The organism is Chryseobacterium sp. PCH239, from assembly GCF_018924625.1.
Lineage (GTDB): Bacteria > Bacteroidota > Bacteroidia > Flavobacteriales > Weeksellaceae > Chryseobacterium > Chryseobacterium cucumeris.
Genome location: NZ_CP073027.1, coordinates 2,331,733 through 2,356,616, shown reverse-complemented (window position 1 = coordinate 2,356,616; position 24,884 = coordinate 2,331,733). Strand labels below are relative to the sequence as shown.

Sequence of the window (24,884 nt, the reverse complement as noted above, 5' to 3'; positions counted from 1 at the left end):
TCTCTAAAGCAATATACTAAAGGAAAACCGGTGAATGATGATGTTGTAAAATACCTTCTCAAAAAAAGGAAGGCATTGATGGCTGATTCACTAGGGAAACTTTACGGTACACTGGATATCGTAGATCCTTCTTCTGTGTCAATTGACAAGTCTAAAGTAAAAGGAGTGGGTTCAGAAGGAACTCCTTTAAAAAAAGAAACTCCCGTTTCAGATATTCTGTATATGGTAATCCTGATGATTGCTGGAGTGGGATTATACTCATTCCTGTTTAAAAATAAATCGTTAAATCTTGGCGGAGACAATGTACCAGGCTGGGTAAAGTTTGTTTTAATTGCCATTCTTGTAGCTATGCTTGTATATTTATTTTATCCGCTGGTTAAAATGTTTGGGTACAACTGGTTTGTGTGGATTCTGGTAATTGGTGTGCTGTTACTTCTTTACCGTCTTTTCAGAGAAGATAAAACCATTTTAAATTCCGATGATGATGAATAGACAGAAATTTATAGACAAATTTATGGCAGCATTCGTACTGTTGGCCATGTTTAAGGTTGTCGGAATTGTAGCCCAGCTGTTCCATGAAAGTTTCTGGAGCGTAGTGGGAACATTGGGTATTTTCTTAATTGTAGCCTTTATTATCCTTATTGTGATCACTTTTTTAAAAGATAAGGAGCAAAATAACAGAAACTCAGTTGGAAGAAAAGGCAGCGGAAGCAGTAATTTCTATCTGGAAAATTCACTCTTTGACAAGATCAGGAGCAAATATGAAGAACTTGCCGAAAAATACATAGCCGAAAAAGATTATAAAAAAGCAGCAAGAGTCTATATGAACCTGCTGCAGGATAATTACAGAGGTGCAAAAACACTTGAAAATGGAGGGCTTTATAATGAAGCAGCGGTAGTATATCTTAAAAAACTGAATAATAAATCCGATGCTGCGGTTTGCTATGAAAATGCAAAACAGCATAAAAAAGCTATTGAGCTTTATAAAGAAATGGAGCAGAAAGAAAAAGTGGGAGATCTTTATAAAGAAATCAATGATCTTAAGAATGCCCATCACTATTACCAGCTGGTAGCAGATGATTATACAGGAAATAATCAGATGGTGAAAGCCTCTTTAGTCTACCGTAAAAAAATGGAAAAAACAGAAGAAGCCCAGAAAGTGCTGTTGAAAGGATGGGAAGAAGATAAAGATGCTTTCAATTGTTTGAATAACTACTTCGCCAATATCTTTGATATTAAAAAGCTGGAATCAGAAATTATGAATTTATACGAAAAAACTCCAGACAATAAAAAGATTACTTATCTTGATGCTATGAAATATGAATTTAAAAAATCTCAGGAACTGCATGCCGTAACAAGAAATATAGCTTACGAAATCATTGCTGAAAAAGTAAATACCCGTTCTGAAATTGTCAATGAACTGAAATTTTTTAATCCCAATGATGAAGTGATTCTGAAAGATATTTCAAGGTTCAAAACAGCAAGAAATAAAATGTTCAGGAATTAAATTTTAAAGATTCAAGAATTTAAAAATTAAAGAAAATTCAGCTTTATCAAATCAAAATTTAATTGATTCCTTTACGTCCCTTTGCTTATCTAAAACTTTCCCAAAATTGTGAATATTATAAAATAATATCAAAAAAGATTTATCTTTGCAACAGAAAATTATGACAATACAAAGAGCACATATCAATGCAGAACTATGCGAAAGTCCTTCTAATAAAGGATTATTCGGGTATGATGAGGTGATATGGGATGAGGCGAAATGTGCTGACTTTGGAAATTATTTACTGTAAACTTGTAAAAAATTAATCAAAATACAACAGAAACGCCTCGGTTTTCCGAGGCGTTTTTTGTTTTTTAGGTCAGAAATTATTTAGAATGAAAAAAAATAACCATAAACATGAAAAATTTTTAATAAACAATGAAACTTTAATACGATAAAATAGAGTGATAAGCAACCCGGTGAGAGACAGTCATTTAGGTAATTAAGATATCTGCAAAATATTGCGGACAGAAATTCTCTATGCTAAAAATAACATATAACAAATTGATTATCAATATTTTAAGTTGAAAATTTATTTGCGGATTCCAAAAATTCATATTTACTTTGCAACCGAAAATTGAAAGCAACAGGTTTTCAGGATTCAGTTAAAAATAATTTAGAAACAAACAAAAATAAAATGAAACAGTTACACAACATATTCAATCAATATTCAAGACTATTCGGACAGAAGCCGACAGGTGTTGCATGTATTCTTGAAAGTGAAATTGTGGATAAAAGGTGCTTATATACGTGGGTCAGCTAATGATCTCTTACGTTTAAATATATGAAGCGCCTCCCGAAAAGAGGCGCTTTTTTTATGGTTTCTTTAGCTTATTTGGTAAAGCGCCGGTCTGTGGAACCGGAGAACAGGGTTCGATCCCCGGAGATACCCAAAGGAGAAAATCTCATGGCTCAATTGGATAGAGCGTCGGTTTACGGCACCGAAGGTTGAAGGTTCGAGTCCTTCTGAGATTACAAAGAATGTGAATTTTAAAATTGACAAGCGAAGCGAATTGATTATTGACTATTCACGACTTTAAAATAATCCCATAGCTCAAATGGTTAGAGCACCGGTCTTTTAAACCGGGGGTTGAAAGTTCAAATCTTTCTGGGATTACAAAAACGGTTCCGTAGCTCAACTGGACAGAGCATGGGTTTTCTAAACCCAGGGTTAGAGGTTCGAGTCCTCTCGGAATCACCAAAGGTTCATGGAAGATTTCCCATCCGGCTGTCTCCCGGAAAAGAAACAGAAGTGAACCCCAAAGCTGGAAAGATAACGGTGGTTGTTTACCCGTCTTGGACGCGGGAGGTCGCAAGTTCGAATCTTGCTTTCCAGACAATTGGTTCCATTAGCATAGTGGCAAGTGCATCCGGCTTTCTACCGGACGACAAGGGTTCGATCCCCTTATGGAATACAAATGATTTCGTAGCTCAAGTGGTTAGAGTGTCGGTCTGATACACCGAAGGTTGAAGGTTCGAGTCCTTCCGGAATTACAGTAACTAATTGTTAATTGTTTCAGGAGAAAAAGTAAAAGTTTGTCGAGAGCAGAAGATCTTTACGCCAAACACGAAAAATAGAGACAGGCTTTTCTTCTCTCAAGATTAATTAAAAGTTAAAGAATATCATTTATAAATTTTTAGGTAAAATAAAGTTTGTCAGGCGCAGAAGTTCTTATATCAAACAATTTTAGACAGACTTTATTTTTAATCTGATGGTTCGCCGAAGTGGAAGAGTCGGGGCGGTCTGCAAAACCGTTGTGTAAACTGAGTGGGTTTGAATCCCATAGCCATCTCAAAGTAAAAACTATAGGAAATATAAGAATCTTTTATCATTGATCTTTTATCATCTATAGCAAAGAATATCCTTTATTAATAAAAGAAAAAGGCTGTCGAGCGCAGAAGATCTTTAACCAAACATTCAATATAAAGACAGACCTTATCTTTTTAATAGTAAAATGAGGAATTACTTATGAATATGATTAATTGCTCAAAAAAATCCGGAAGTACGCCGAAGTTGGAGAGTCGGGGCAGACTGTAAATCTGTTGCTTCATTGCTGAGTAGGTTCGAATCCTACTACTTCCACCAACCACAAATAATGTAATGGCAGCATGCAGGAAATGTACTCTTGTTGTCCAGGTTCGATTCCTGGTTTGTGGATTAACGCTCTATTCGTCTAACGGTGAGGACGCCTGCCTTTCGAGCAGAAAACAAGGGTTCGATTCCCTTATAGAGTACTGGATGTGAATAGCTGGTCAATATTGAATTGATTTAATACCATGAAAGTTCAGATTTTATTGAAAAAATTGGCCAGTTACCATTCACGCAAAAAAATGAAGAAAAGAGAAAAAGGACTGTCGAGAGCAGAAGATCTTTAGTCAATAAAAACAGACAGCCTTTTACTTTTTTAAACAAAATACATTAGGAAATGAGAAAGGTTTGTCAAGCGCAGAAGATCTTTACAAACACTAACAGGCATAGTTTATTATCAGACAGAGCTTTCTCAAACCTAGATATACTATGAGTAATAAGTAATGAGCAATAAGTAAATACCCATGGATTTTCATTAAGAATTACCGATTACTCATTACTAATAAGATACGCCTCTCTATTCCAATTGGCAGAGAAAACGGCTTTAAACCCCGTAAAGTCCCAGTTCGAATCTGGGGAGAGGTACAGGATATAAGTGATTGAAGAACAGTGAGTAATAATGAAAATAAAAATATTACTCATTACCAATTACTCATTACTTATAAAAAACCTGCGGGAATGGTGGAATGGCAGACACTCTTGATTTAGGATCAAGCTTTTGAGGGTTCGAATCCCTCTTCCCGTACAAAAACATAAATGATAAGAGATTAATGATCAATGATTGCTGAGCACTTCATCAATTATCAATCAACATTTATCAATTATAAAATTGATTCATAGTGTAATTGGCAGCACACAAGATTTTGATTCTTGGAGTTTAGGTTCGAGTCCTAATGAATCAACAATTTTACTCTGATAGTGTAATGGCAGCATCTCAGTCTCCAAAACTGATGGTATCGGTTCGAGTCCGGTTCGGAGTGCAAAGTGAATAGTCAATAGTGAATTTTGCTTTGCAAATGAATTTAAAAATATTGACGATTCACAATTCAGAAATTAATTTAAAACAAAATTTAAAACATGTAGAAAAAATGGAAACGCAACAACAAACATGGCAGAATATGAGTGGAAAAATTTTCCAGCACTCTATCACACAGTTGGTAGAAGAAGCCATCATTCGCGAACAGGCCAACGGACACCGTCTGAAAGTATGTGTGGGATCAGACTCTCATGTATACGGAGATGCCATCAACTATGCTACGGCAGTAGTGTTTATTCGTGAGGGAAAAGGAGCGTTTACCTTTATTAGAAAAGAAAGAGAAATACAGAGTATCAGTATCAAGGAGCGAATGCTGAATGAAGTCAACAAATCCGTTGAAATTGCATACGCGATCTGTTCTGTGCTGGATGCTTATGGTGTGGAAATGGAGGTACACGCAGACATTAATACCGACCCGGATTTTAAATCCAATGTAGCATTAAAAGATGCCATGGGTTATATTCTGGGAATGGGATATGTGTTTAAAGCAAAGCCTTACGCTTTCGCAAGTTCCAATTGTGCTGATATGATGGTGTAAGAAAGATGGAAGAGGGATGTTGGGAGTTGGAAGTTTAAAGAATTTATAAAAATTAACAATGGAAAAAACAAAAAGATTACTATTTCTGGATGATATAAGATACCCGATTGAGGCTTATCATTATGCAAAACAGGATGTTTTCCTCAGAAGCGACTGGCATATCGTTCGAAATTACGAACAGTTTGTCAACAGGATTTTGGAAAAAGGACTTCCGGAAATGATATCTTTTGACCATGACCTTGCAGACGAACACTATTTGAAACAGAATTCTCAGGAATTTGTTGAGAAAACAGGATACGACTGCGCCAAATGGCTTATAGAATATTGCATGGACAATTATCTGGACCTTCCGGAATTCTATTGCCACTCCATGAATCCGGTAGGAAAGGAAAATATCCTAAACCTGCTGCAAAACTTTAAAGAATTGTAATGGAAATTTTTAGATTTATTGAAGATATAAAAGCACATCTGAAGTTCACATTTGATAATGTAGACGGATGGTTTCAAAAAGATAAAAAAACGTTGAATCATCAGCCTTCAAACGGAGGCTGGACGATTCAGCAGATTTTAGAACACATTTATCTTACGAATTTTTATCTGCTCATCCTTATCGAAAAAGGGTCCAAAAAAGCAATGAAGAATTCTTTAGATCTTGATCTGGAATCTGAAATAAAAAACTACAGTTTCAATAAAGAAAATTTTGACAAAGTAGGGGAGCACGGTGCCTTTGAATGGATAAGACCAGAACATATGGAGCCGAAAGGAGAATTAAGCTTAGATGAAATAAGAAGCTTAATAAACCAACAATATCTTCAATGCGTACACTATCTTGAAGTAATGAAAAATGGCGAAGGACTCTTGTATAAAACGACAATGACAGTGAATGACCTGGGGAAAATTAATGTATATGAATATATTTATTTTCTGTCACTCCATGCTCGAAGACATATTACCCAGATGCAGCAAAACGAATCAGAAATGATTAAAAACTAAACAAAATGATTTTTAAAACATATAACGCTATAGAAAATGCTTACCAGGCCCGTGTGATCGATCAGATCAGAATGCAGGGTTTTGGGGATGAGGTTTTCATCGTACAGGAAAAAGTTCACGGAGCTAATTTCTCTTTCTTTACCGACGGAAAGGAAATTAAAATCGCAAAGAGAACTGCTTTCATCGAAAAAGATGAGAAATTTTTCAATGCCCATCAGATGTTGGAACGCTACAGAAAAAATGTAATAGAAGTGTTTCAAAAAGTGAAAGCCATTTACCCGAATGTAGAAACTGTAGTGATCTACGGTGAATTGTTCGGTGGTGGTTACCAACATAAAGAAGTAGAACCCGTAAAAGATGCTGTAAAAGTACAGAAAGGTATTGAATATGCACCTTACAACGAATTTTACGCTTTCGATATTAAACTGAATGGAATTACCTATTTGGATACAGAAGTGTTCAATCAGATTTTTGAAGAGACAGGATTTTTCTATGCTAAAATTTTGTTTCAGGGAAGTCTTGAAGAAGCTTTGAAATTCCCTAATGTTTTCAATTCAAAAATTCCTGCTTGGCTGGGATTACCCGAATTGGAAGACAATAGGTGTGAAGGAACCATTGTAAAAACTTTGAAAACCAGATACTTTGGAAACGGAGCCAGAATTATTCTTAAAAATAAGAATGAAAAATGGGTAGAAAAATCAAAAATGGTTAAAAAAGAGGGTAAAACTGTTCAGAAACAGATTCACTTCAGCGAAAAAGCTCAGGAGATCTGGGAGGAAATCCAAAAATATGCTACAGCCAACAGATTGAATAATGTGATAAGCAAAATTGGCGAATTCGAACCTAAAATGATAGGTAAGGTAATTGGTCTTTTTTCACAGGATATTTTAGAGGATTTCCAGAAAGACTTCCCGGCAGCTTTTGCCACTATTGAAAAAGAAGAGCAGAAAAGGATCAACAAAAAGTTGAATTCTTTAGTCATTGATTTTATAAAAGAAGAGTTGATGACTCTTAAAGTATAGTTTCGGTAATTTTTTACCGAAACTTTTTTATGTATAACAAGTAACCATCAAAGTCAGAAGAACGAAAACACTTCATTGTATTAAAGAGAAATAGGACTCATGAAAGTGTGACAATTCCCATCCTTTGGAGGGGTGGCGAAAATTCAAAGAATTTTTGACGGGGTGGTTTTAAAAAGAAAAAAACAATTAAAAAAATGAAACCCAATATATTTTTTACAGCAGACCATCATTTTGGTCACGAGAATATTATAAAGTTTTCAGAAAGACCTTTTGAATCACTGGACCATATGAATGAAGAACTCATTAAAAGATGGAACGAGAAAGTTGAGCCCGGTGATACAGTCTACCACTTAGGAGACATGAGTTTAGGCAAACCGGATTTTACAAAAGAGGTTTTAGACCGGTTACATGGCAATATTCATCTGATCAAGGGCAATCATGAAGGAGCGGCTCTCACTTATCCCAAACGATTTGCTTCCATCAGAGATTACCACGAACTGAGAATTGATGAAGCAGATCAAAGTAATGGTAAACAGAAAATCATTCTTTTCCATTACGCCATGCGTACCTGGAATGGTTCACACCGCGGGGTCTGGCAATTATACGGCCATTCACACGGAACTCTACCGGATGATGAGATGGCACTCAGTTTTGACGTTGGGGTAGATTGCCACAATTTTTATCCTGTTTCCTACGAGGAAGTCAAGGAAATAATGAAGAGGAAAAAATGGACGCCTCCATTTGCTCCCAGAAATTAACAATTAACGATGAAAATGAAGCTTGAGGATATGAGAAGTATAAACCTGACTCACTTCTAGCTTCTAATTTCTAAAAAAATCATGAAAACAACCAATGAGATGATAATCATCGATCTGGAAGCTACATGTTGGGAAAACGACAGAATTCCCATTGGGCAGCAGGTCGATATTATAGAAATAGGAATTTGCAAATTAAACTTAACATCAAAAGCAATTTCCCAGAAACAAAGCATCTATGTCATTCCGGAACGGTCAGAAATCAACAGATTCTGTACACAATTGACCGGAATTACGCCGCAACTGATAGAAGAAAAAGGAATCTATTTCGAAGAAGCCTGTGAATTAATCAGAGATCAATACCATTCCGCATCACTTACCTGGGCAGGATATGGAAACTTCGACGGAGAGCAGATCATAGAACAATGTGACTGGCTCGGGATAACCAATCCTTTTTCAGAAAATTATATGAATGTGATGCATGAATTTAAAAGACATTTCAAATTGCATAAACAAATAGGGCTTAAAAGAGCTTTACATTATTTGAATATGGATTTTGAAGGCACCCACCACAGCGGAGCAGACGATGCTTATAATACAGCCAGAATTTTAAGTAAGATTCTGTAAATAGTCAATTTCAAATACTGGAGGACAGATGCTGGAGGCTGGAAGTAAATGAGACAATAGTAAAAATTTCTTCTTTCTGCATCCTCTTCCAATCTTTAACAATTAAATTTTAGACAAGTGAAAACAACAGAAAATATATTAATAGTAGACCTTGAAGCAACGTGTTGGGATAACCGCCCGCCAAGAGGTCAGGAAAGTGAGATCATTGAAATCGGGGTATGCATCATGAATGCAAAAACAGGTAAGATCTCTAAAAATGAAGGAATTTTAGTAAAACCCCAGTATTCAAAAGTAAGTCCGTTCTGTACGGAGTTGACTACTATTACCCAAAATATGCTGGATCATGAAGGCATTATGCTGGATGATGCTTTCGATATCCTAAGGGCAGAGTATGATTCGGAGGAACTGACTTGGGCGAGCTACGGAAACTACGATCTGAATATGCTTCAGAATCAGGCAAGAAGATTCTACACAGATTATCCAATGAGTGATGACCATATCAATGTGAAGACATTATTTGGTGAAATTCATCCTACAATCAGGAAAAGTGTCGGAATGAACAGAGCTTTGGGTGAACTGGGTATGACTTTAGAAGGTACCCACCACAGAGGAGTAGATGACGCTAAAAACATTGCAAAGATTCTGCATTGGTGCCTTAAGAATTATTAAATACTGAATAGAAACAGATATTTAAAAATGAAGACTGTCTCAAAATGTTGAGACAGTCTTTTTTATTTTGTTGAATCAGATATCCTGTTGCCAATAAAACTGTAAAGGTCAGCAGGAATAGAATGTCCCATCCCTTCAATAAGAAGCCATTCGGCACCCGGAATAGAATCCGCAATATCTTTTCCGCAATCAGGATGAAAGATCAGATCGTCTGTTCCATGAATGATTAAAGCCGGAGCAGTTATTTTCTTCAACACTTCAGGATTATACTGAAAGGAACCCATTGCTAAAAGCTGGCGGATGGTTCCGTTTTTGGTTCTGGAGCGTATAAGTTCCTCTTCAAGCAAAGCTTTTTCCTGATTCGAATCAAAAACATATCCAGAGCCCGATATTTTCTTTGCAAAATGGATCTTTTCTCTCAGATATTCTTCTTTCTGAAGAATAGGATCAGCAGACACCCGTGTCAACATAGCCATCACTTCCGGATCAGGCTTGGGAAGGGAAGGATTCATAGAAGTAGACATGATGATCGTCAATGATAAAACTCTTTCAGGATAATAGGAACCTAAAAGCTGTGCAATAATTCCTCCCATGGAACGTCCTGCAATATGAGCTTTTTCAATATTTAAATGATTAAGAAGACCGATAACATCATCCGCCATATCCATTAAAGAATAAGGAATCCCTTCTTTACTGAGCTTCGCAAAAATCTCTTCAATGCTTTTGTCAGAAGGTATTTCCCTTTTCGAATTAAAAACAGAACTCCCCGAATCTCTGTTATCAAACCGAATAACTCTGAATCCTTTTTCAACCAACAGATCACAGAATGTATGATCCCAACGGATCATCTGACTTCCCAATCCGGAAATCAATACAATGGTATCCGGATTTTTCTCACCCAATACCTCATAGCATAATTCCACCTCATTCATTTTGACTGTTTTCATTTAATCCCTTTGTGTATTTAATAATACTTCTTCCAATGGTAAAAGTCTGGAATCTTCTACCGCAGCCATTCTATGTCCCATAATTTTCATATAAGCTTCATTTTTTTCGAAACCGAAAAAATCATTAACACTTTTTTGTTTGATTAAGAGACACAGATCCCAATATTCACTTTCAGGACCTATCAGAAACTGGTCTCCCTTTCCAATAAATAAAATTTCTCCACCGCTTTCCTTTAAATAAGGTTCCGTTTCCCTGATATAAGTAAGATAGGCATCCCAACCACTTGTTTGCTCATTGGGTTTCAGATCCGGATATTCTGAATAATTTGCTTCCTTCTTTAATTTGATGAGGTTAAGATTAATGATGGCTCCTTTTATATTTTTAGTAAACAGATGTTTACCTGCCTCAAAAGTTGGAGATAGATATTTTTTTGACATCACTTTAATATAATTCTGTAATGAGTCCGGAAATATAAGACTGTTCAGCCTTTTGAACCTCTTTGCGGTAGTTGATAAATTCATTGTTCTGATCCGGAACAACAACTGCAAACTCAAAGGTAAAAGAATCACTTCCCGATTCTGTCCATTCCTTCTGTAACTGAGGATTTGTAAACATGCCTCCGTTTAGCAGAAATTTCATCTTGTTCACCAGTGCTTCCAGGTTTAAAGAACCCTGAACGTATTTTTTCCCGTTTGAAATGTTGGTAACAGCAAGTACTCCCATTGTTGTTGTATGGTCTTTTGCCCTTTCTCTTAGTTGTTTTTTTAATGCATTTTTCATCTTTTCATTATTGTATATTTCCTCCTAAATCAAATAAAAGCTCATTGACCATGCGTAGAGATTTACCTTTTTTGGAAGAAAGAATTTCTTTGGTAATATTTTCTGCGCTTAGCTTAGCTTCTTCAAATATCTTTTTACCATTAGGAGTGATGACCACATAACTTACACGGGCATCTCTTTCGTTGCTTTCTCTGGATACAAGTCCGATTTTCTCCAATGGATTCAATAATCGGGTAACTCCCGATGCGGTAAGACCTATTTTTTCGGCAAGATCTATTCTTCTCATTTTGCTCTCAGAGGAAGAATAGAGCACATAAAGAATAACAAAGTCATTGAATCCCAGGCCATGAACGCTCAGAGAATCAAATTTTCTGGCAATTACAGACTGTAGCTTGTTGATGTTTATTAAGAATAATAATTCTGTGCTTATCATTGAAAAGTATTTGAGTTGTCAAGTATTTTATTTTGCAAATATATAAAATTTAGCGAATTACAATCCTGTTTTTATTATTTTAAAAAAAATTAACGTATTAGTAAGCTAACATAATTGGTTATAAGGTATCTTAAATTCTGGAATTAAGACACCAAATGTTGTGTAAATATCATTATATAACGCTTTTAACCACTTTTTTATTAATATATCTTTAAACAGGGAATTGTTTTTATGTTATCAACGGCTTTGATAGCCATTGTTTTAATTAACTTAATATTTGTTAAAAAAATCACTTTTATGGGATAATTTACTGTCTGTCAGTCATTTTTTTTTATTTTAGCCGATAAGAATGAGTTTATGCTTATTGATAAAGGTTTTCAGGTGAAAAATTTAAACTGTTGACGTATTGTAAAACAGGAAACGATTATAAATAACAGAATTCCGGATATGGCAAGACACCTGTTGATATTGTCAGTGAATTCTTTGATCGTTATATTCCTGATAATACTTCTTTTTTAAATACTTCATTCAATTTTATCAAGGTGTTTATGATAATAATCTGATGAGAATTTTATATGTGGTATCCTGTTTTTCAGACTCTGCTTTTACAGGAAAAAAATAGTAAAACTTATTAAGTGTTGTATATCAGTGTTTTTATGTAAATAGATATTGTGTTTCCGAATGTTTGGATGAAACAGAATGCGCTTCCCTGAAGAGGCTTTGTTTATTCATGCTTTTGGGACTGTTTAATACTATGAAACGCTCTGTGGTACGGCTTTTGAAGCCCTATAAACAGGATGTTTTTGAATAATTTTAAAGAAATGAAGTGGGGAATAATAATCGGTAAAAAGTTAAGTTTTGAATGGAATCAGATAAAAGGATTTATCTACAAAATTCCCAAACTTATCCGTGTGATTACCAGTTGGAATGCTGCTTCCGGAAAACTGCTGATGCCCATTCTTTCAACAGTTGAAAAGACAGTTTTGAATGCTGAAAATTTCCTTAGGCTTTATCATGAACTTTTAAAACAAAATCAGTCTGGGATGAAAAAAATCTTGTCAGACAACCTAAAGAATGGAAAAAATGAATAACCTGAAACAAATTTATACATCAAATTAAAGCACCATGAAAGAAAGACTTTATGAGATCCTTAATGAGGAAAAAATACATGAGATTATTCCCTTTCTAAAAGAGCTTAGTATTGAAGAAAGGAAAACACTGGTACCGTCTATAAAGAAAATGGACCGCGAGATCAGTAAAATTGTAATGACTAAAAACTCCTACCATACGGCAGGATCTGTGAATCAGCATTCCATCATAGATATTGCTTCATTTGTCTGCATGGACAAAAAGAATTTTGGTAAAAACTATTGGAGTCTTTTCCGTAATGTAGAACAGACTGATCAGATACTGGAATGGGGATGCCCGGATTGGTTTTCAGACTTTATCAATGAATCTGTTGAAGCTGAATTTACAGCATTTAATTATAAAGATATTTTAGGATGGACGGAGAAAGGATATGTACAGCCCAAACCAGAATTGTTGGGACATCATCTGAGCAATTATCCCGCAGATCTTGACCGCCACCCTGAAACACTCAATACTCATTTTTGGTATTTGTGTGAATTTCCTTCCAAATCTTTACCTTTCCGTAAAGAATGGTTTCCTATTGTTCAAAAACTGATTGCAGATAAGAAAATTGAAAGAAAAAGATTTCTGAAAGAATGCCTTTTGGCTGCCAACAGGAATTTTAATAAAAATGTCACGGGTTGGTTTATGGATGCGTTTACCTCATTAAAACCAACGGAAGAAGAATTATCTGATCTACAGGATGAACTACTTGCAGGGCTTGTTTCTTCACAGTCAAAAGCCGTGAATACAATATTATCTCACTTGAAAAAAATTGTGGGAACTTCAGAATTTAAGAATGAAGAATTTTCAAATTATCTTCCGAATCTATTAAGCTCTGAGGTAAAAACAGTAGTGGTTTCCAGTCTGGGCCTTACTGAAAAAATATTCCAGAGAAAGAAAATGGATCCGGATATGCTTGGGATGGCTTTAAGTACAGCATTTGTCAGTAAAGATGATGGGATACAATCAAAAGCAGCGAAGATCATCCTTAAATACATTCCGGCTTCAGAAAATATGATGGTGGCGCTTTCTCATTATTCAGATAATATATTAACCAATGTACGTCCTCTTTTGGTCAAGTACATTGAAGAAAAACAGCCGGAACTTGAGGCGATAGCATCAGAAAAACTATTACTGACTTCAGATGAAAATGCAGTGCAGGTACTTCAGAACTTTGAAGATCTCATGTTCTATCTGCCTTTAGCAATGGACAATCCTTATAGCTACCATTGTGATATTGCTTTGACTGGATTTATCAGATTTGCAGGAGATGTAGATGAAGAATCTGTAAAACTGATGGAACCTGTGTTTTTGAAAGCCTGTAAAACCATTGCAAAATGGGAAGTTCCTTATCTGAACGTTTTATTATGCAATGCAATCATCAATTATGGGCTGGCTTTAATGGAAAAATATCCGATTCAGTTAAAGAATCTGGAAAAAATATACCAGAAAACCAAAGAAGAGGAAGCTACGAGAGAGTCTTACTCCAATTATCAGAAAAAATTGGGACCTATAGAAGATGTAGGGGCAGATTGCCCGGCAAGACAGGCATTTAAGGAAATTGCCATCTATGCTGTTGAAAAAATAAAATCCGGTGATAAACTTCCTTTGTTGTTTCCTATCACCCATGCGCCATGCTGGATTTCTCCCGTAACGCTGGTTGAGAGATTGGAGAATTACCAGAATAACAATGCAGAGCCTCATCATCTGGATATTCAGCTGGCCCTTCAACGTTGTGCTTTAGACGATACTTCTAAAGCTATTGAAGAAACAGAGAAAAGATTAAAAGGTGAATATAAAGACTTACTACTTTTCTTCTTTGGAGAAAATGCAAAGCCGGAAGGTAAGTTTATACATCCTTCATGGTGGATGACCGCTGGAATTACCCGCTCACCGGAAACGGCTTTTGAGGAATTTAAAAATTTCGGATATGATAATATTCCTGCAGAATTCTTTTCGGGAGATTATCAATGGAAAACCATTGACAATAAGAAAAACTCATACTATCCGGTAGAGCTGAATATTACGATTCCAAAATACCATCTTGAAAAAAGAAAAGAACCTTTATTCATGGAATATTTTGTTGCTGAGCAGAAAGAACTTAATGAAATTCCTGCGCTGATGCTTTGCTTCCCCAATACACCTGCAAATGCCCTGGCGAAGGTAATTAAGTACTGTCTTTTCTATTCAGGAATTGCAGAAGTTTTTGAAAGAAGCCTTGTTCTGAATACTGCCAATACGCTGTATCAGATCAAAAAACCTCTGGATGAAATTGGATATCTGTTTCTTGGGACTATTTTCCTGGATAGTGATAAAACCATTCGTGGAACAGCTGCTGAGATCTGGCTTGAACATGTTTCTGGTCAGATGATGGATAATGCAAGACTTGGAAGAGTGATTGGTCTGCACGAAAAATTAGAATGGGCACCAGTGAAAAGATTGACCGATCTTATACAGCACCACATGCTTAATATAAGTAAAAATCACAATATAGCTCTTGAAGAATTGATTTTCAGTATTTTACTTCAAATGGAGAAGCCAGTTACCAATCTGAAAAGAATTCTGGAGATCTACCATGAAGTATTGGCTTTGAACCATTCCTCAGTACATCAGGAAGTCGTTGAAAAATTAAACAGTTGGAAGGAAAACTCGAGTCTTAAAAAAATATGTAATCTTCTTCTGAAAAAATAGAACATGGAAGATACGCTTATTTACAGCTATTCAGGAGTATCCTCTTTAGTCAGGAAAGGTACACTTGAAGAGTTATTTCTTGCCAAATACAGTGAGATTGATAAAAATACTGATATTCCCTGTTTTTTCTGGGGAAATGTAAGGCAGCCTTTTATTTTGGCCCGATGTCTGATCACACTTTCAAACATCGTGAAATCCAGTTTTAACCTGTCACCTTTTCAGATGGCACTTCTTAAAGATCCTATAGTGACAGCAGGAAATGAAAGATTAAGGTTTGAAGGTTTTTCTCATTGTGCAGGAGTGTATGCAAGAATAGATGTACTTCCTGAGGGATTGGATGGAGAGTTTCTTGAAAATGGAACAACGAATGTGGATTTCAATCAACCTATGATAACAGCGCTGGGAAGTATACTTCCGAATGAAGAAATTATGCTTTCTGTAGGGCAAAAAGAAGTAGGATTATACAAGGGGGAAAGCAAAATAATAGAAAGGAAAGTACCATTGCCTGCTAAATGGATCAAAGGACTGGGAACTGTTCAGGTGTATTTATCAGAATCCGAAAAGCGTCATACATTCAATAAAATCCAGACACAGCAATTGTTCAGAGGAATGCCCAAAGGAGTGGTGAAATCAGATTATTATTTAATTGTGAGAGGAAATAAACCTGTTTTTTCTCCGGTAAAATCTGCAGATTCTGTTTGTATAGGAGGACTTCACAGACTACGCCTATTAGAACCTCTTCTTCCTTATATTGATGGTTTGCAGGTTTTTGCACATGCTAATATGCAGTCTACAACATGGCAACTCAATATGGGAAATATCCGGTTAAGTTTTTCTTTATCGAGAGAATGCTGGAGAGGTTTTTCAGGTGAAGGTGCGGTGTTGGATAGCCTGATTTCAGATGTTCCTGATGAGTGGATTGATGCGCTGGATAAATATGCCTATGCCAATCAGTCTTTTAATCCTGGCAGACTTACCTTGGAAGAGAACATCAGTTTTGACAATGTTAAAAATAGTACAGGCAGGCTTGCTGCAATGGGATTGCTTGGTTATGATCTTAATGACAGAGAATTTTTCTATCGTAGACTTCCATTTAAATTAAGCCGGATTATCGGGCTTAATCCCCGCATAAAAAATGCGGAAAAATTGATTGAAGACGGAAAAGTAGAAATCTTGAATAATAATAAAGAAAGAACAGAAGCCACAGTAAGAGGAACCGGTGTACATCATACAGTAATCATTCAGGAAGAAAAAGAACGCTGTACCTGTGAGTGGTTCAGTAAATATCAGGGGGAAAGAGGTCCCTGTAAACATGTATTGGCAGTGAAAAAACTGGTTAATGTTTAAATACTGCTGATGCTCATCTTATCATTTTGTTGAGCAGCACAAAGGCGCAACATCTTGCGCCACTGTGTTGTAGTAGTGTCTTATTAATTACCAGTCTGCTTCATCCATTCCTCATAGCTCAGTACTCCAAGTTCCGGTCTGCCTTCACCCTCCAGAATAGAAATAAATTCAAGCTGATTTCCATCTGGATCATTAAAGTAAATTGCCAATGCAGGCATCCATGCAAATACCATAGGCTCTACAGTTCCGTTTTTTAGAAAATTGTAAGGTTTTAAATCCTTTTTTTCAAGAAATTCTACAGAATAATTCAAAATATCTTCTTTACTGCTGGAAAAAGCAAAATGTCTGGTCTGAAGATTCTCCTTTTGCTCCCAAAGCCCCAGCATAAATTGTTTTCCTTCTCCCGCCCATAGAAAAGCAATAGGTCTGTTTTCATCTTTGTGAGCCAGTTTTAATCCTAATACTTCCGTGTAAAACTGTATTGCATTTTCCAGATTGCTCACCTGAATATGAGTCTCGTATATTCCTTTAATCATAGCTTAATTTTAATAAAACAAAGCTAGAAAACTCTTATCTGAAAATTCCGCATAGACGATTTCTTTAATTAAAATGAATAATAGAAGGATTTTATAATGATGAATTATAAATGATGAATGAAGAATTCAATTTTATTCCTATAGCATCTGTGTTTTCTGTGTTATAATAATTTCAATATAGTACACAATAGAGTTGGTTTTAGCCCGCCTTTCAAATATAGCACCTTTCAGTCGGCTTTAACCAAAACTTAAAATCTGCGAGAATCAGATTAAAAATAAAAAAATCATAGAAAAATTTTCTGCGCAAAAAGATTGCGTAATACAGTTTTTACTTTGCATCAGAAATCAGAAAGGAAGTATCAATCCTTCCCATGTTTAACAATAAAAACAGTAACCATGAAATTTAATTTTTTAAAAAAAGAAAATAAAGTAGTACAGAACTACGAAGGTACAAAAGCATATGCCATGACACCTGCAGAAGAACTGTATAGTGCTGTTGTTACAACAGGACTGTCAGATGCCAGCTACGAAAAAGGAAATGACAGATTAGGAAGAATCCAGTCTCTGATCAAAAAAAATGATCCCGAATTTGTGGCGAAGCTGGCCGTATATGCAAGAAAAGATATGTATCTGAGATCTATCCCATTGGTTTTGACAACTGAATTGGCAAAGCAGACTTCAGGTACAGACCTTGTAAGCAAAACAGTAGACGGAGTCATTCAGAGAGCAGATGAAATTACAGAATTGCTGGCTTACTATCAGTTTGCCAATAAAAGAACAGATACCAAGAAACTGAATAAACTGTCCAAACAGATTCAGAAAGGTCTGGTAAAATCATTCAATAAGTTTGATGAATACCAGTTTGCAAAATATAACAGAAAAGCAGAAGTAACCCTGAAAGATGCGTTATTTCTGGTTCACCCGAAAGCTAAAGATGAAAATCAGCAGGCAGTTTTCAACAAAATTGCTAACAATACACTGCAAACTCCTTATACGTGGGAAGTGGAGCTTTCAGTTTTGGGTCAGACAAAATTTGCAAATGATGCAGAAAGAAAACTGGCTTTCAAAAATAAATGGGAAGAATTAATTTTCAGCAACAAACTGGGCTATATGGCAACCATGAGAAACCTGAGGAATATTCTGGAAGCTAACGTATCGTCTGATGCGATGAACAAAGTGTGCAGATACCTTTCCGATGAAAGAGCCGTAACCAATTCAAAACAGCTCCCATTCCGATTCCTGGCGGCTTACAGAGAATTAAAAAACTTTGATTCTCCTTATCTGTCCTCCGTACTGGAAGCTCTGGAAAATGCTGTTTTGGTAAGTGCCAGAAACATCAAAGGTTTTGGTTTTGAGACATCAGTGGTGATCGCTGCCGACGTGTCAGGTTCTATGCAGAAAGCAGTTTCCAGCAAAAGTAAAATTTTGCTGTATGATATCGGTTTGCTGATGTCTATGATCCTCCAGTCACAGTGTAAAAACGTGGTAACGGGTATCTTCGGTGACCGTTGGCTAAGAGTTCCAATGCCGAAAAATGGTATTTTAAGGAATGTAGATGCCTTCTACAAACGTGAAGGTGAAGTAGGATATTCCACCAACGGTTATCTGGTGATGGAAGACCTTATCAAAAGAAAAGAGCAGGTGGATAAAGTAATGCTTTTCACTGATACCCAGATGTGGGATAGCACAGGAAACAGAAACTCTTTCGAAGACGTGTGGAAAAAGTACAAAGCCATCGCGCCTCATGCAAAGCTGTATATTTTTGACCTTGCAGGTTATGGAACACAGCCGCTTGATATCAGGAAGGATGATGTACATCTTATTGCAGGTTGGTCAGACAAAATTTTCGATGTACTGAACGCGTTGGAAGACAAAAAGTCTGCAGTAAAAATGATTCAGAAAGTAGTGCTGTAACAGGCACTGCTTTTAAAAATAAAACCTATGGAAATGCGACATAGGAAACGGAGGCGTTAAGAAAATAAGCTATGCGAACGTTAAGAAAATTCTATTGTTTGAAGCGCGACACAGAAATTGAAACGAAGAAGTTACATTACATTCGCGCAAGTTTTAGAATTTTTAGAGAGTGTTGGTTATTTTTAGCCAAAGTTTCCAGGTATTGAACTTTTGGTTCTTTTGCTTCAAGGCAAAACGAACAAATATTTACATGAAAAATAAAAGTATGGGAAATTTAATGCATAAAATTAAGCAGGATCTTAAAGATGGCAGAAAGAAAAAAGCATGCGACAGATTAAGAAATATGATTAATCAGTTTCCTAATGACCTTTCCCTAAGAAGAAGATTAGGACAGATTTATTTTGAAGCAGGATTTCTTGATGAAGCAGGTAAATTTTGGATCCTTTCTAAACCAGAGAATAATAAAATGGAAAATGCAGTAGAGATTTACAGAAAGTCTTTAAGCAATTCAGGAAATGCCATTTTAAAAGATATTGTTTTCAGAGGAGATAAAAAACTGCTTGATGAATATGCATTGAAAGTAATCACTGAACTTGAACAACATAGTCTTAAAATCACAAAACAGATTCCTGTTTTCAAAGTCAAAACAAGAGAGAAAGGCAGTTATTCAGAAAACAAAACAGATTTTTTAAGTAAAATAGGAATCTTTTTATTGATCGGATTCATTATTTTACTTCCGATTTTAGGGGTTTTTAAACTTTTTGAAATTATTTCATCATTATTTTCTCAATAAAAATCAACTACGTAAATAGATTGCGTACTCACAATATAATTTTGCAGTGTTAATAATACTGGTGCCGTTAGAAAGACCTCCTTCGATTCCAAACTGACAGAGTCTTTCACCAGATTGCCCGGTAGCTAACCAATGCCGTTAATAAGAGTTTCATCGTCAACTTCCAATTGAACATCAACTACTCTTATCATTCATTGCTTGGTTTTTAATAAAAAAACTACGTAAGTAGAATTCGCAGTAAGAATATAATTTTGTAGAAAGAAAACTAATAACTATGAATAATTATAAACTAGATCTAAAAGAAGCAGTGTATTGAGGTTAATACTCAATACTTATGAAAAAAGCTAAAACGTTAAGACAGAAATTCGGATTTAATGAATATGGATTAATTGACTTTCCAAAGAAAGTTTCAGGCGTACAGATCTCAAGATTGATGTACGGAAATGATATGGGTTGTTCATATTGTTTTCCACATGGTTTTGAAGTGGTGAATGCAAGGTATACAAAGTTCCAGCGAAACTGGAAGAAATACAGAAAAACCCAATGGAAAAATTAAAATCAGGTGTCGTTTTGGAATCATACTTCGAGTCCCCCGTCAGATGCAGGTTCAATTCCTGCCATTCCTGTTGTAAACGGAATGTAGCTCAAATGGCAGAGTAGATGGTATAGAAAAGATTCAGCCGCTTTTACCCTGATGCTATAAAAGAGTGCCGTAGAGAAGGCTTACTTCGGTATAATATTGGTTCGACTCCATAACAGATCATGAAAATGATCTTGTAAAAGTCTTTTTGAATCTTGCCTCTTTTATTTAAATCACATCAATGAAAAATAATAATAAAAGGTTGAAATTTCCACCAATGATAACTATGGAAATGTGACATAGGAAACGGAGGCGTTAAGAAAATAAGCTATGCGAACGTTAAGAAAATTCTATTGTTTGAAGCGCTACACAGAAATTGAAACGAAGAAGTTACATTACATTCGCGCAAGTTTTAGAATTTTTAGAGAGTGTAGGTTATTTTTAGCCGTAGTTTCCAGGTCTTGAATTTTTAGTTCTTTTGCTTCAAGGCAAAACGAACAAATAGGTAAATAAAAATTATACTACGTAAATAGAATGCGCAATAAGAATATACTTTTGTAAAAAGAAAACTAATAACTATAAATAATTAAAATCAAGTGTCGTCTTAGAATCATACTTCGAGATTGAGTAAACATTGGGTCGCAGGTTCGAATCCTGCCTTCTCCCTCGAAAAGGAGAGGTAGCTCAGCAGGTAGAGCAAATGCACGGAAGATTCTGAAAAATATTACCTTGATTTGTAAAAGAGTGCCGTAGAAAAGACCTACTTCGGTTTAATTTTGTTCGACTCCAGAAGATCATGAAAGTGATCTTGTACAAGTCTTTTCGAATCTTGCCTCTTTTTTATTTTAAAAACAAACAAGTGCCGTAGAAAAATGTTACTTCGCTCATCACGACGGGGTCACGGGTTCGAATCCCGTCTCTTCCACAATAAAAAACACAGTCTAAATAGGAAGAGTAGCTCAGCTGGTTAGAGCACGACTGCATTATTCACCTGTTGCCTTTGTTTTTAAAATATATAAGAAGCCGGAAGTGGGACGTTGAAAGATATCTTTGTATATAATTTTCTATAAAGTCAGATGATTTTTTCAGACTTTACCCCTTTCTTCTGCCCACTTCCAGCTTCTTTATATTATTATTTTGAAGTGTCGTTAGGAAAAAATTCATCGTAACACAACTATGGGAGGAATAGCGAAGCCGATCACTCCGGCAAGGTTATCCGGTTCGACTCCGGCAAACGACAGCCCGGTTTTTTCCTTATTATTACCTTAAAAAAATGCCGGTAGATTACTTACCGGCATTTTTCATTGTATTTTCAAGCTCTTCTTCAAACATTCCTTTCCATTTTGAAAGCGTTGTTCGGCTTATTTTATATTTTCGTGACATATAACTTGTAGAATGACCATGTTTTTTTTGATACTGAAGCAGTTTTAGCATAGTCTGTTTGTCATAGGTTTTGAGTTTTTGATTTTCTCTGGATTGCTTGAACAGTTTTTCATTGAACTTAAGTACATCATCACTGGTGTGAAGCTTTTCAAGAAGTTCTTTGATTTTCGGATCTTTTAGCTTTTCAGGATATTCCATCTTTAGCATATCCTGATAAATTCTTTTGTAATTTGGGCGCATGTTTTATTTCTTTATCAGTTGGCATTATCACTCTTCTGAAGCCATCTGTGAAGCGTACTTTTCGGAATAGAATATTCTTTAATGACTTCACTTTGCGTCATTTCACCGGAAAGAATTCTTTTCATTATAAAATCTTTAATTTCCTGTGTATAAATATTTTTCCTGAAATAAGGTGTTTTTTCGGACTTCTGCTGGTTTTTGTTAACTGCCGATGGAGGTGCGTATAAAATCAAATGCGAGCTGTAAAGTCTGAAAAAATCATATTCCAGCAATTTGCTCCATCTTAAAAGAAGATCCGTATCCATTGATCTGCTGTCATACATCATTTCGACAGCCTCTTCATCTTTACTTAAAAATTTACATATCCTCTCTACTGTAATTTCATTTTCATCAACTCTTTCCTTAATAAATTTCCCAATATGGATTTCTTTATATAACATTTTTACTAAATATTGTTCTTTTGTTTAAACTTATATATAAAAAAACGAGAATAGGTGATATATATTATCTTACTTGGCAGGGAATAATTCACAAAAATTTGAAATTGATAAAGAATAGAAATTATGATTAAGAATATTAAAATAGCTTTCATAAGACGATGAATCTTATAAAATAGATTTGAATTTTGCCAAATATCTTAAAAACAGGTGGGTAGGGATCACCTTAATGTACTTGGATTATATTCTTTATTTTCAATGGTCTTCTCTTCTTCTCTTTCAAACTTCTTTTCCTGCCATTTGTGTGAAATAATATATAACCTATTAAGGTTTTATACAATTCTATGAGTTAAAGCTGCGATAGATTGATAAACAGCTTTTTACTCGTTGAATTTTTAATTAGTACCAAATAATTGCTTATTCGCTTTCAAATGTAGACAAAAATAAGAAGTAAAAACAATCATAAATATAAAAATTATACCTTATGTGTTTATTTTAATTAAAATTAACATATTATAAGAACTGATGTGTGAATTATTCAAATTAACAGATGGGTTCATGAAAAAATGATAAAAAGAAAAAATTGTATACCATCCTGACAGTCCATACCTTTGTCAATGAATGAAAAATACTATTAGCTTATTCGATTTTTCGAAAAAAATCAATTATAAAAATGAACTGCTGGCTGGCTTTACGGTAGCGATGACAATGATTCCCGAATCTCTTTCATTTGCTATTCTGGCTGGTCTTTCTCCGCTTATCGGTCTTTATGCAGCTTTTATGATGGGACTTGTAACAGCTGTTTTGGGAGGTCGTCCGGGAATGGTTTCTGGTGGAGCAGGAGCAACGATTGTTGTGTTGATTGCTCTTATTCAATCCCATGGGATTGAATATCTTTTTGCCACTGTAGCACTTGCCGGAATCCTTCAGATGATGGTAGGTATTTTTAAACTGGGCAAATTTGTAAGACTGATTCCGCAACCTGTTATGTACGGATTCCTGAACGGGTTGGCTATTATTATTTTCATGGCCCAGGTAGAGCAGTTTAAAATAACAGATAGTAGTGGTGCGGTAAATTGGTTGCAGGGAATGCCTTTATACATTATGGCTGGCTTAACAGCTCTTACAATTACCATTGTTTATTTTTTTCCAAAAATCACAAAAGTTGTTCCTGCCTCTCTTGTGGCTATTATCATTGTCTTTGCTGTGGTTCTCGGATTTAATATTCCAACAAAAACGGTAGCAGATATCGCCCATATCAGTGGAAATCTTCCGAGTTTCCATATCCCACAGATTCCTTTTTCTCTGGAAACGTTACAAATTATTTTTCCTTATGCCTTAATTATGGCTGGAGTAGGTCTTATTGAATCTCTTCTGACATTATCTATGGTGGATGAAATTACAAATACAAAAGGAAGTGCCAATAAAGAATCCGTAGCTCAGGGATTGGCTAATATTACTAATGGTTTCTTTGGCGGAATGGGAGGTTGTGCAATGGTAGCACAAACACTGGTGAATCTCAACGCTGGTTCCAGAGCCAGATTATCCGGGATTATTGCATCACTCTTAATTTTAATTATTATTCTGTGTGGAGCACCTGTAATAGAGAAAATTCCTATGGCGGCTCTGGTAGGAGTGATGATGATGGTTGCGATCAGTACCTTCCAGTGGGTATCCATCAGGATTGTGAATAAAATGCCGAAATCCGATATTTTTGTTGGAGTAACTGTAGCTCTAATCACTGTGGTTTTACACAATCTGGCTTTGGCGGTTTTGATTGGAGTGATCATTTCGGCATTGGTTTTTGCCTGGGATAATGCTAAACGAATCAGAGCAAGAAAATATGTAGATGAAAATGGGGTGAAGTACTATGAAATATATGGACCTTTGTTTTTTGGTTCAGTAACAGCGTTTACGGATAAATTTGATCCTGTGAATGATCCGGATCAGGTGGTTATTGATTTTAAAGAAAGCCGTATTGTAGATATGAGTGCTATTGATGCGCTGGACAAATTATCCAAACGTTATAAACAATATCACAAAACCTTGCATCTGCGCCATCTCAGCGAAGACTGCAGAAAAATACTTAAAAATGCAGAGGCTGTAGTGGAAGTTAATATTCAGGATGATCCTACATATAAGGTGATGCCGGAAAAATAGGAAAGGAGTCAATGAGTGAATTTTGCTTCGCAAGTGAAAAGTGAATTTTTTCAGAATAGAAAAATTGAAAGCACATCGAATTGACAATTGATCATTCACAATTTCATAGTCAATAAGTGAATTTTACTTCGCAAGTGAATGGTGAATTTTTATAGTAAAAAAAAATTGACAAGCGCAGCGGATTGACGATTGACTATTCACAATTTCATAGTCAATGAGTGAATTTTGCTTCGCAA

Annotated in this window: 24 protein-coding genes and 14 tRNA genes; 31 read left to right on the top strand and 7 right to left on the bottom strand. The window is 35.6% G+C overall.

All coding sequences use genetic code 11. The annotated features are described in order from the left end of the window. The first annotated feature begins 78 nt into the window (after window positions 1–78). The 24 genes from KBP46_RS23705 to KBP46_RS10780 all read left to right on the top strand — a co-directional run bounded on the left by KBP46_RS23705 (window position 79) and on the right by KBP46_RS10780 (window position 9,275). On the top strand, window positions 79–492 hold the full coding sequence (locus tag KBP46_RS23705) for a hypothetical protein (protein WP_253297267.1): 414 nt from the start codon (window positions 79–81) through the stop codon (window positions 490–492). 22 nt (window positions 493–514) lie between these two features. Next, window positions 515–1,507: a soluble NSF attachment family protein gene (locus KBP46_RS10890; protein ID WP_238590657.1), complete on the top strand. Its 993-nt coding sequence runs from the start codon at window positions 515–517 to the stop codon at window positions 1,505–1,507. A gap of 160 nt (window positions 1,508–1,667) precedes the next feature. Continuing rightward, window positions 1,668–1,796, top strand: a complete 129-nt coding sequence (locus KBP46_RS10885) for a penicillin-binding protein (protein ID WP_216445361.1) — start codon at window positions 1,668–1,670, stop codon at window positions 1,794–1,796. Window positions 1,797–2,371: 575 nt separating this feature from the next. After that, window positions 2,372–2,439: transfer RNA gene (locus KBP46_RS10880), tRNA-His, on the top strand. An 8-nt stretch (window positions 2,440–2,447) separates the two neighbouring features. Further along, a tRNA-Arg gene (locus KBP46_RS10875) sits at window positions 2,448–2,521 on the top strand. 68 nt (window positions 2,522–2,589) lie between these two features. Next, window positions 2,590–2,663, top strand: a tRNA-Lys gene (locus KBP46_RS10870). A 7-nt stretch (window positions 2,664–2,670) separates the two neighbouring features. Continuing rightward, window positions 2,671–2,747: transfer RNA gene (locus KBP46_RS10865), tRNA-Arg, on the top strand. A gap of 64 nt (window positions 2,748–2,811) precedes the next feature. Then, window positions 2,812–2,883: transfer RNA gene (locus KBP46_RS10860), tRNA-Pro, on the top strand. 6 nt (window positions 2,884–2,889) lie between these two features. Next, a tRNA-Glu gene (locus KBP46_RS10855) sits at window positions 2,890–2,961 on the top strand. Window positions 2,962–2,966: 5 nt separating this feature from the next. Next, a tRNA-Ile gene (locus KBP46_RS10850) sits at window positions 2,967–3,040 on the top strand. A 217-nt stretch (window positions 3,041–3,257) separates the two neighbouring features. Continuing rightward, window positions 3,258–3,339 (top strand) — tRNA-Cys (locus KBP46_RS10845). A gap of 206 nt (window positions 3,340–3,545) precedes the next feature. Continuing rightward, a tRNA-Tyr gene (locus KBP46_RS10840) sits at window positions 3,546–3,632 on the top strand. Window positions 3,633–3,709: 77 nt separating this feature from the next. Continuing rightward, window positions 3,710–3,781: transfer RNA gene (locus KBP46_RS10835), tRNA-Glu, on the top strand. A 365-nt stretch (window positions 3,782–4,146) separates the two neighbouring features. Beyond that, window positions 4,147–4,220 (top strand) — tRNA-Leu (locus KBP46_RS10830). 87 nt (window positions 4,221–4,307) lie between these two features. Next, window positions 4,308–4,380, top strand: a tRNA-Leu gene (locus KBP46_RS10825). A gap of 85 nt (window positions 4,381–4,465) precedes the next feature. After that, window positions 4,466–4,537: transfer RNA gene (locus KBP46_RS10820), tRNA-Gln, on the top strand. Window positions 4,538–4,544: 7 nt separating this feature from the next. Beyond that, window positions 4,545–4,615 (top strand) — tRNA-Trp (locus KBP46_RS10815). Window positions 4,616–4,723: 108 nt separating this feature from the next. Further along, window positions 4,724–5,209 carry a ribonuclease H-like YkuK family protein gene (locus KBP46_RS10810; RefSeq protein WP_062675669.1) on the top strand — a complete coding sequence of 162 codons (486 nt, stop codon included), beginning with the start codon at window positions 4,724–4,726 and terminating at the stop codon, window positions 5,207–5,209. Window positions 5,210–5,267: 58 nt separating this feature from the next. Next, window positions 5,268–5,639, top strand: coding sequence for a cyclic-phosphate processing receiver domain-containing protein (locus KBP46_RS10805; RefSeq protein WP_216445360.1), 372 nt, complete (start codon window positions 5,268–5,270; stop codon window positions 5,637–5,639). Then, on the top strand, window positions 5,639–6,202 hold the full coding sequence (locus KBP46_RS10800) for a DinB family protein (protein ID WP_216445359.1): 564 nt from the start codon (window positions 5,639–5,641) through the stop codon (window positions 6,200–6,202). The genes KBP46_RS10805 and KBP46_RS10800 overlap by 1 nt, the downstream gene beginning before the upstream one ends. Before the next feature lie 5 nt (window positions 6,203–6,207). After that, window positions 6,208–7,224 (top strand): RNA ligase, Rnl2 family, encoded by a 1,017-nt coding sequence (locus KBP46_RS10795; RefSeq protein WP_216445358.1) that lies wholly within the window; start codon window positions 6,208–6,210, stop codon window positions 7,222–7,224. A gap of 194 nt (window positions 7,225–7,418) precedes the next feature. Continuing rightward, the gene (locus KBP46_RS10790) at window positions 7,419–7,982 is read left to right on the top strand and encodes a metallophosphoesterase family protein (protein WP_062675543.1); all 564 of its coding nucleotides are present in this window, start codon (window positions 7,419–7,421) and stop codon (window positions 7,980–7,982) included. Between the two features lie 81 nt (window positions 7,983–8,063). After that, the gene (locus KBP46_RS10785) at window positions 8,064–8,606 is read left to right on the top strand and encodes a 3'-5' exonuclease (protein ID WP_216445357.1); all 543 of its coding nucleotides are present in this window, start codon (window positions 8,064–8,066) and stop codon (window positions 8,604–8,606) included. A gap of 117 nt (window positions 8,607–8,723) precedes the next feature. Next, entirely contained in the window at window positions 8,724–9,275 is a 552-nt protein-coding gene (locus tag KBP46_RS10780) for a 3'-5' exonuclease (protein ID WP_062675541.1), read from the top strand. A 62-nt stretch (window positions 9,276–9,337) separates the two neighbouring features. On the opposite strand, the gene KBP46_RS10775 is transcribed toward KBP46_RS10780, so the two are convergent. Genes KBP46_RS10775 through KBP46_RS10760 form a run of 4 tightly spaced genes read right to left on the bottom strand, consistent with a single transcriptional unit; the run spans window position 9,338 to window position 11,436 of the window. Then, window positions 9,338–10,222 (bottom strand): alpha/beta fold hydrolase, encoded by an 885-nt coding sequence (locus tag KBP46_RS10775; protein ID WP_216445356.1) that lies wholly within the window; start codon window positions 10,220–10,222, stop codon window positions 9,338–9,340. Next, the gene (locus KBP46_RS10770; protein WP_120233408.1) at window positions 10,223–10,660 is read right to left on the bottom strand and encodes a DUF1330 domain-containing protein; all 438 of its coding nucleotides are present in this window, start codon (window positions 10,658–10,660) and stop codon (window positions 10,223–10,225) included. A 4-nt stretch (window positions 10,661–10,664) separates the two neighbouring features. Then, window positions 10,665–11,003 (bottom strand): GIY-YIG nuclease family protein, encoded by a 339-nt coding sequence (locus tag KBP46_RS10765; protein ID WP_062675538.1) that lies wholly within the window; start codon window positions 11,001–11,003, stop codon window positions 10,665–10,667. A gap of 7 nt (window positions 11,004–11,010) precedes the next feature. Next, window positions 11,011–11,436, bottom strand: coding sequence for a MarR family winged helix-turn-helix transcriptional regulator (locus KBP46_RS10760; protein ID WP_216445355.1), 426 nt, complete (start codon window positions 11,434–11,436; stop codon window positions 11,011–11,013). Between the two features lie 803 nt (window positions 11,437–12,239). On the opposite strand from KBP46_RS10760, the gene KBP46_RS10755 reads away from it, so the two are divergent. From KBP46_RS10755 to KBP46_RS10745, 3 genes are read left to right on the top strand one after another with little or no spacing between them, the layout of a single operon-like run. Further along, window positions 12,240–12,527, top strand: coding sequence for a hypothetical protein (locus KBP46_RS10755; protein ID WP_131797541.1), 288 nt, complete (start codon window positions 12,240–12,242; stop codon window positions 12,525–12,527). A 34-nt stretch (window positions 12,528–12,561) separates the two neighbouring features. Further along, entirely contained in the window at window positions 12,562–15,258 is a 2,697-nt protein-coding gene (locus KBP46_RS10750; protein ID WP_062675535.1) for a DUF6493 family protein, read from the top strand. Window positions 15,259–15,261: 3 nt separating this feature from the next. Beyond that, window positions 15,262–16,605: an SWIM zinc finger domain-containing protein gene (locus KBP46_RS10745; RefSeq protein ID WP_216445354.1), complete on the top strand. Its 1,344-nt coding sequence runs from the start codon at window positions 15,262–15,264 to the stop codon at window positions 16,603–16,605. A gap of 83 nt (window positions 16,606–16,688) precedes the next feature. Here KBP46_RS10745 and KBP46_RS10740 read toward each other — a convergent pair whose 3' ends face one another. Next, window positions 16,689–17,141, bottom strand: coding sequence for a VOC family protein (locus KBP46_RS10740; RefSeq protein WP_120233412.1), 453 nt, complete (start codon window positions 17,139–17,141; stop codon window positions 16,689–16,691). Window positions 17,142–17,537: 396 nt separating this feature from the next. Here KBP46_RS10740 and KBP46_RS10735 point away from each other — a divergent pair, with 396 nt between their 5' ends. The 3 genes from KBP46_RS10735 to KBP46_RS10725 all read left to right on the top strand — a co-directional run bounded on the left by KBP46_RS10735 (window position 17,538) and on the right by KBP46_RS10725 (window position 20,404). Continuing rightward, window positions 17,538–19,055, top strand: coding sequence for a TROVE domain-containing protein (locus KBP46_RS10735; protein WP_216445353.1), 1,518 nt, complete (start codon window positions 17,538–17,540; stop codon window positions 19,053–19,055). 250 nt (window positions 19,056–19,305) lie between these two features. Then, window positions 19,306–19,848 (top strand): DUF6584 family protein, encoded by a 543-nt coding sequence (locus KBP46_RS10730; protein ID WP_062675531.1) that lies wholly within the window; start codon window positions 19,306–19,308, stop codon window positions 19,846–19,848. Between the two features lie 334 nt (window positions 19,849–20,182). Then, a complete protein-coding gene (locus tag KBP46_RS10725) occupies window positions 20,183–20,404 on the top strand; it encodes a hypothetical protein (protein WP_062675530.1) in 222 nt (73 codons plus the stop codon). Window positions 20,405–21,712: 1,308 nt separating this feature from the next. On the opposite strand, the gene KBP46_RS10720 is transcribed toward KBP46_RS10725, so the two are convergent. Further along, window positions 21,713–22,051, bottom strand: a complete 339-nt coding sequence (locus KBP46_RS10720; RefSeq protein ID WP_216445352.1) for a helix-turn-helix domain-containing protein — start codon at window positions 22,049–22,051, stop codon at window positions 21,713–21,715. Between the two features lie 14 nt (window positions 22,052–22,065). Further along, the gene (locus KBP46_RS10715) at window positions 22,066–22,491 is read right to left on the bottom strand and encodes a transposase (RefSeq protein WP_216445351.1); all 426 of its coding nucleotides are present in this window, start codon (window positions 22,489–22,491) and stop codon (window positions 22,066–22,068) included. 618 nt (window positions 22,492–23,109) lie between these two features. Here KBP46_RS10715 and KBP46_RS10710 point away from each other — a divergent pair. Next, on the top strand, window positions 23,110–24,648 hold the full coding sequence (locus KBP46_RS10710) for a SulP family inorganic anion transporter (protein WP_123278927.1): 1,539 nt from the start codon (window positions 23,110–23,112) through the stop codon (window positions 24,646–24,648). The last annotated feature ends 236 nt before the right edge of the window (window positions 24,649–24,884 follow it).

Coding starts and splice junctions, on each gene's coding strand:
- KBP46_RS10795 (WP_216445358.1), top strand. CDS start 6,208: ATGATTTTTAAAACATATAACGCTATAGAAAATGCTTACCAGGCCCGT.
- KBP46_RS10805 (WP_216445360.1), top strand. CDS start 5,268: ATGGAAAAAACAAAAAGATTACTATTTCTGGATGATATAAGATACCCG.
- KBP46_RS10760 (WP_216445355.1), bottom strand. CDS start 11,436: ATGATAAGCACAGAATTATTATTCTTAATAAACATCAACAAGCTACAG.
- KBP46_RS10750 (WP_062675535.1), top strand. CDS start 12,562: ATGAAAGAAAGACTTTATGAGATCCTTAATGAGGAAAAAATACATGAG.
- KBP46_RS23705 (WP_253297267.1), top strand. CDS start 79: ATGGCTGATTCACTAGGGAAACTTTACGGTACACTGGATATCGTAGAT.
- KBP46_RS10765 (WP_062675538.1), bottom strand. CDS start 11,003: ATGAAAAATGCATTAAAAAAACAACTAAGAGAAAGGGCAAAAGACCAT.
- KBP46_RS10790 (WP_062675543.1), top strand. CDS start 7,419: ATGAAACCCAATATATTTTTTACAGCAGACCATCATTTTGGTCACGAG.
- KBP46_RS10775 (WP_216445356.1), bottom strand. CDS start 10,222: ATGAAAACAGTCAAAATGAATGAGGTGGAATTATGCTATGAGGTATTG.
- KBP46_RS10800 (WP_216445359.1), top strand. CDS start 5,639: ATGGAAATTTTTAGATTTATTGAAGATATAAAAGCACATCTGAAGTTC.
- KBP46_RS10745 (WP_216445354.1), top strand. CDS start 15,262: ATGGAAGATACGCTTATTTACAGCTATTCAGGAGTATCCTCTTTAGTC.
- KBP46_RS10785 (WP_216445357.1), top strand. CDS start 8,064: ATGAAAACAACCAATGAGATGATAATCATCGATCTGGAAGCTACATGT.
- KBP46_RS10810 (WP_062675669.1), top strand. CDS start 4,724: ATGGAAACGCAACAACAAACATGGCAGAATATGAGTGGAAAAATTTTC.
- KBP46_RS10720 (WP_216445352.1), bottom strand. CDS start 22,051: ATGCGCCCAAATTACAAAAGAATTTATCAGGATATGCTAAAGATGGAA.
- KBP46_RS10730 (WP_062675531.1), top strand. CDS start 19,306: ATGAAAAATAAAAGTATGGGAAATTTAATGCATAAAATTAAGCAGGAT.
- KBP46_RS10715 (WP_216445351.1), bottom strand. CDS start 22,491: ATGTTATATAAAGAAATCCATATTGGGAAATTTATTAAGGAAAGAGTT.
- KBP46_RS10890 (WP_238590657.1), top strand. CDS start 515: ATGGCAGCATTCGTACTGTTGGCCATGTTTAAGGTTGTCGGAATTGTA.
- KBP46_RS10710 (WP_123278927.1), top strand. CDS start 23,110: ATGAAAAATACTATTAGCTTATTCGATTTTTCGAAAAAAATCAATTAT.
- KBP46_RS10885 (WP_216445361.1), top strand. CDS start 1,668: ATGACAATACAAAGAGCACATATCAATGCAGAACTATGCGAAAGTCCT.
- KBP46_RS10770 (WP_120233408.1), bottom strand. CDS start 10,660: ATGTCAAAAAAATATCTATCTCCAACTTTTGAGGCAGGTAAACATCTG.
- KBP46_RS10735 (WP_216445353.1), top strand. CDS start 17,538: ATGAAATTTAATTTTTTAAAAAAAGAAAATAAAGTAGTACAGAACTAC.
- KBP46_RS10725 (WP_062675530.1), top strand. CDS start 20,183: ATGAAAAAAGCTAAAACGTTAAGACAGAAATTCGGATTTAATGAATAT.
- KBP46_RS10740 (WP_120233412.1), bottom strand. CDS start 17,141: ATGATTAAAGGAATATACGAGACTCATATTCAGGTGAGCAATCTGGAA.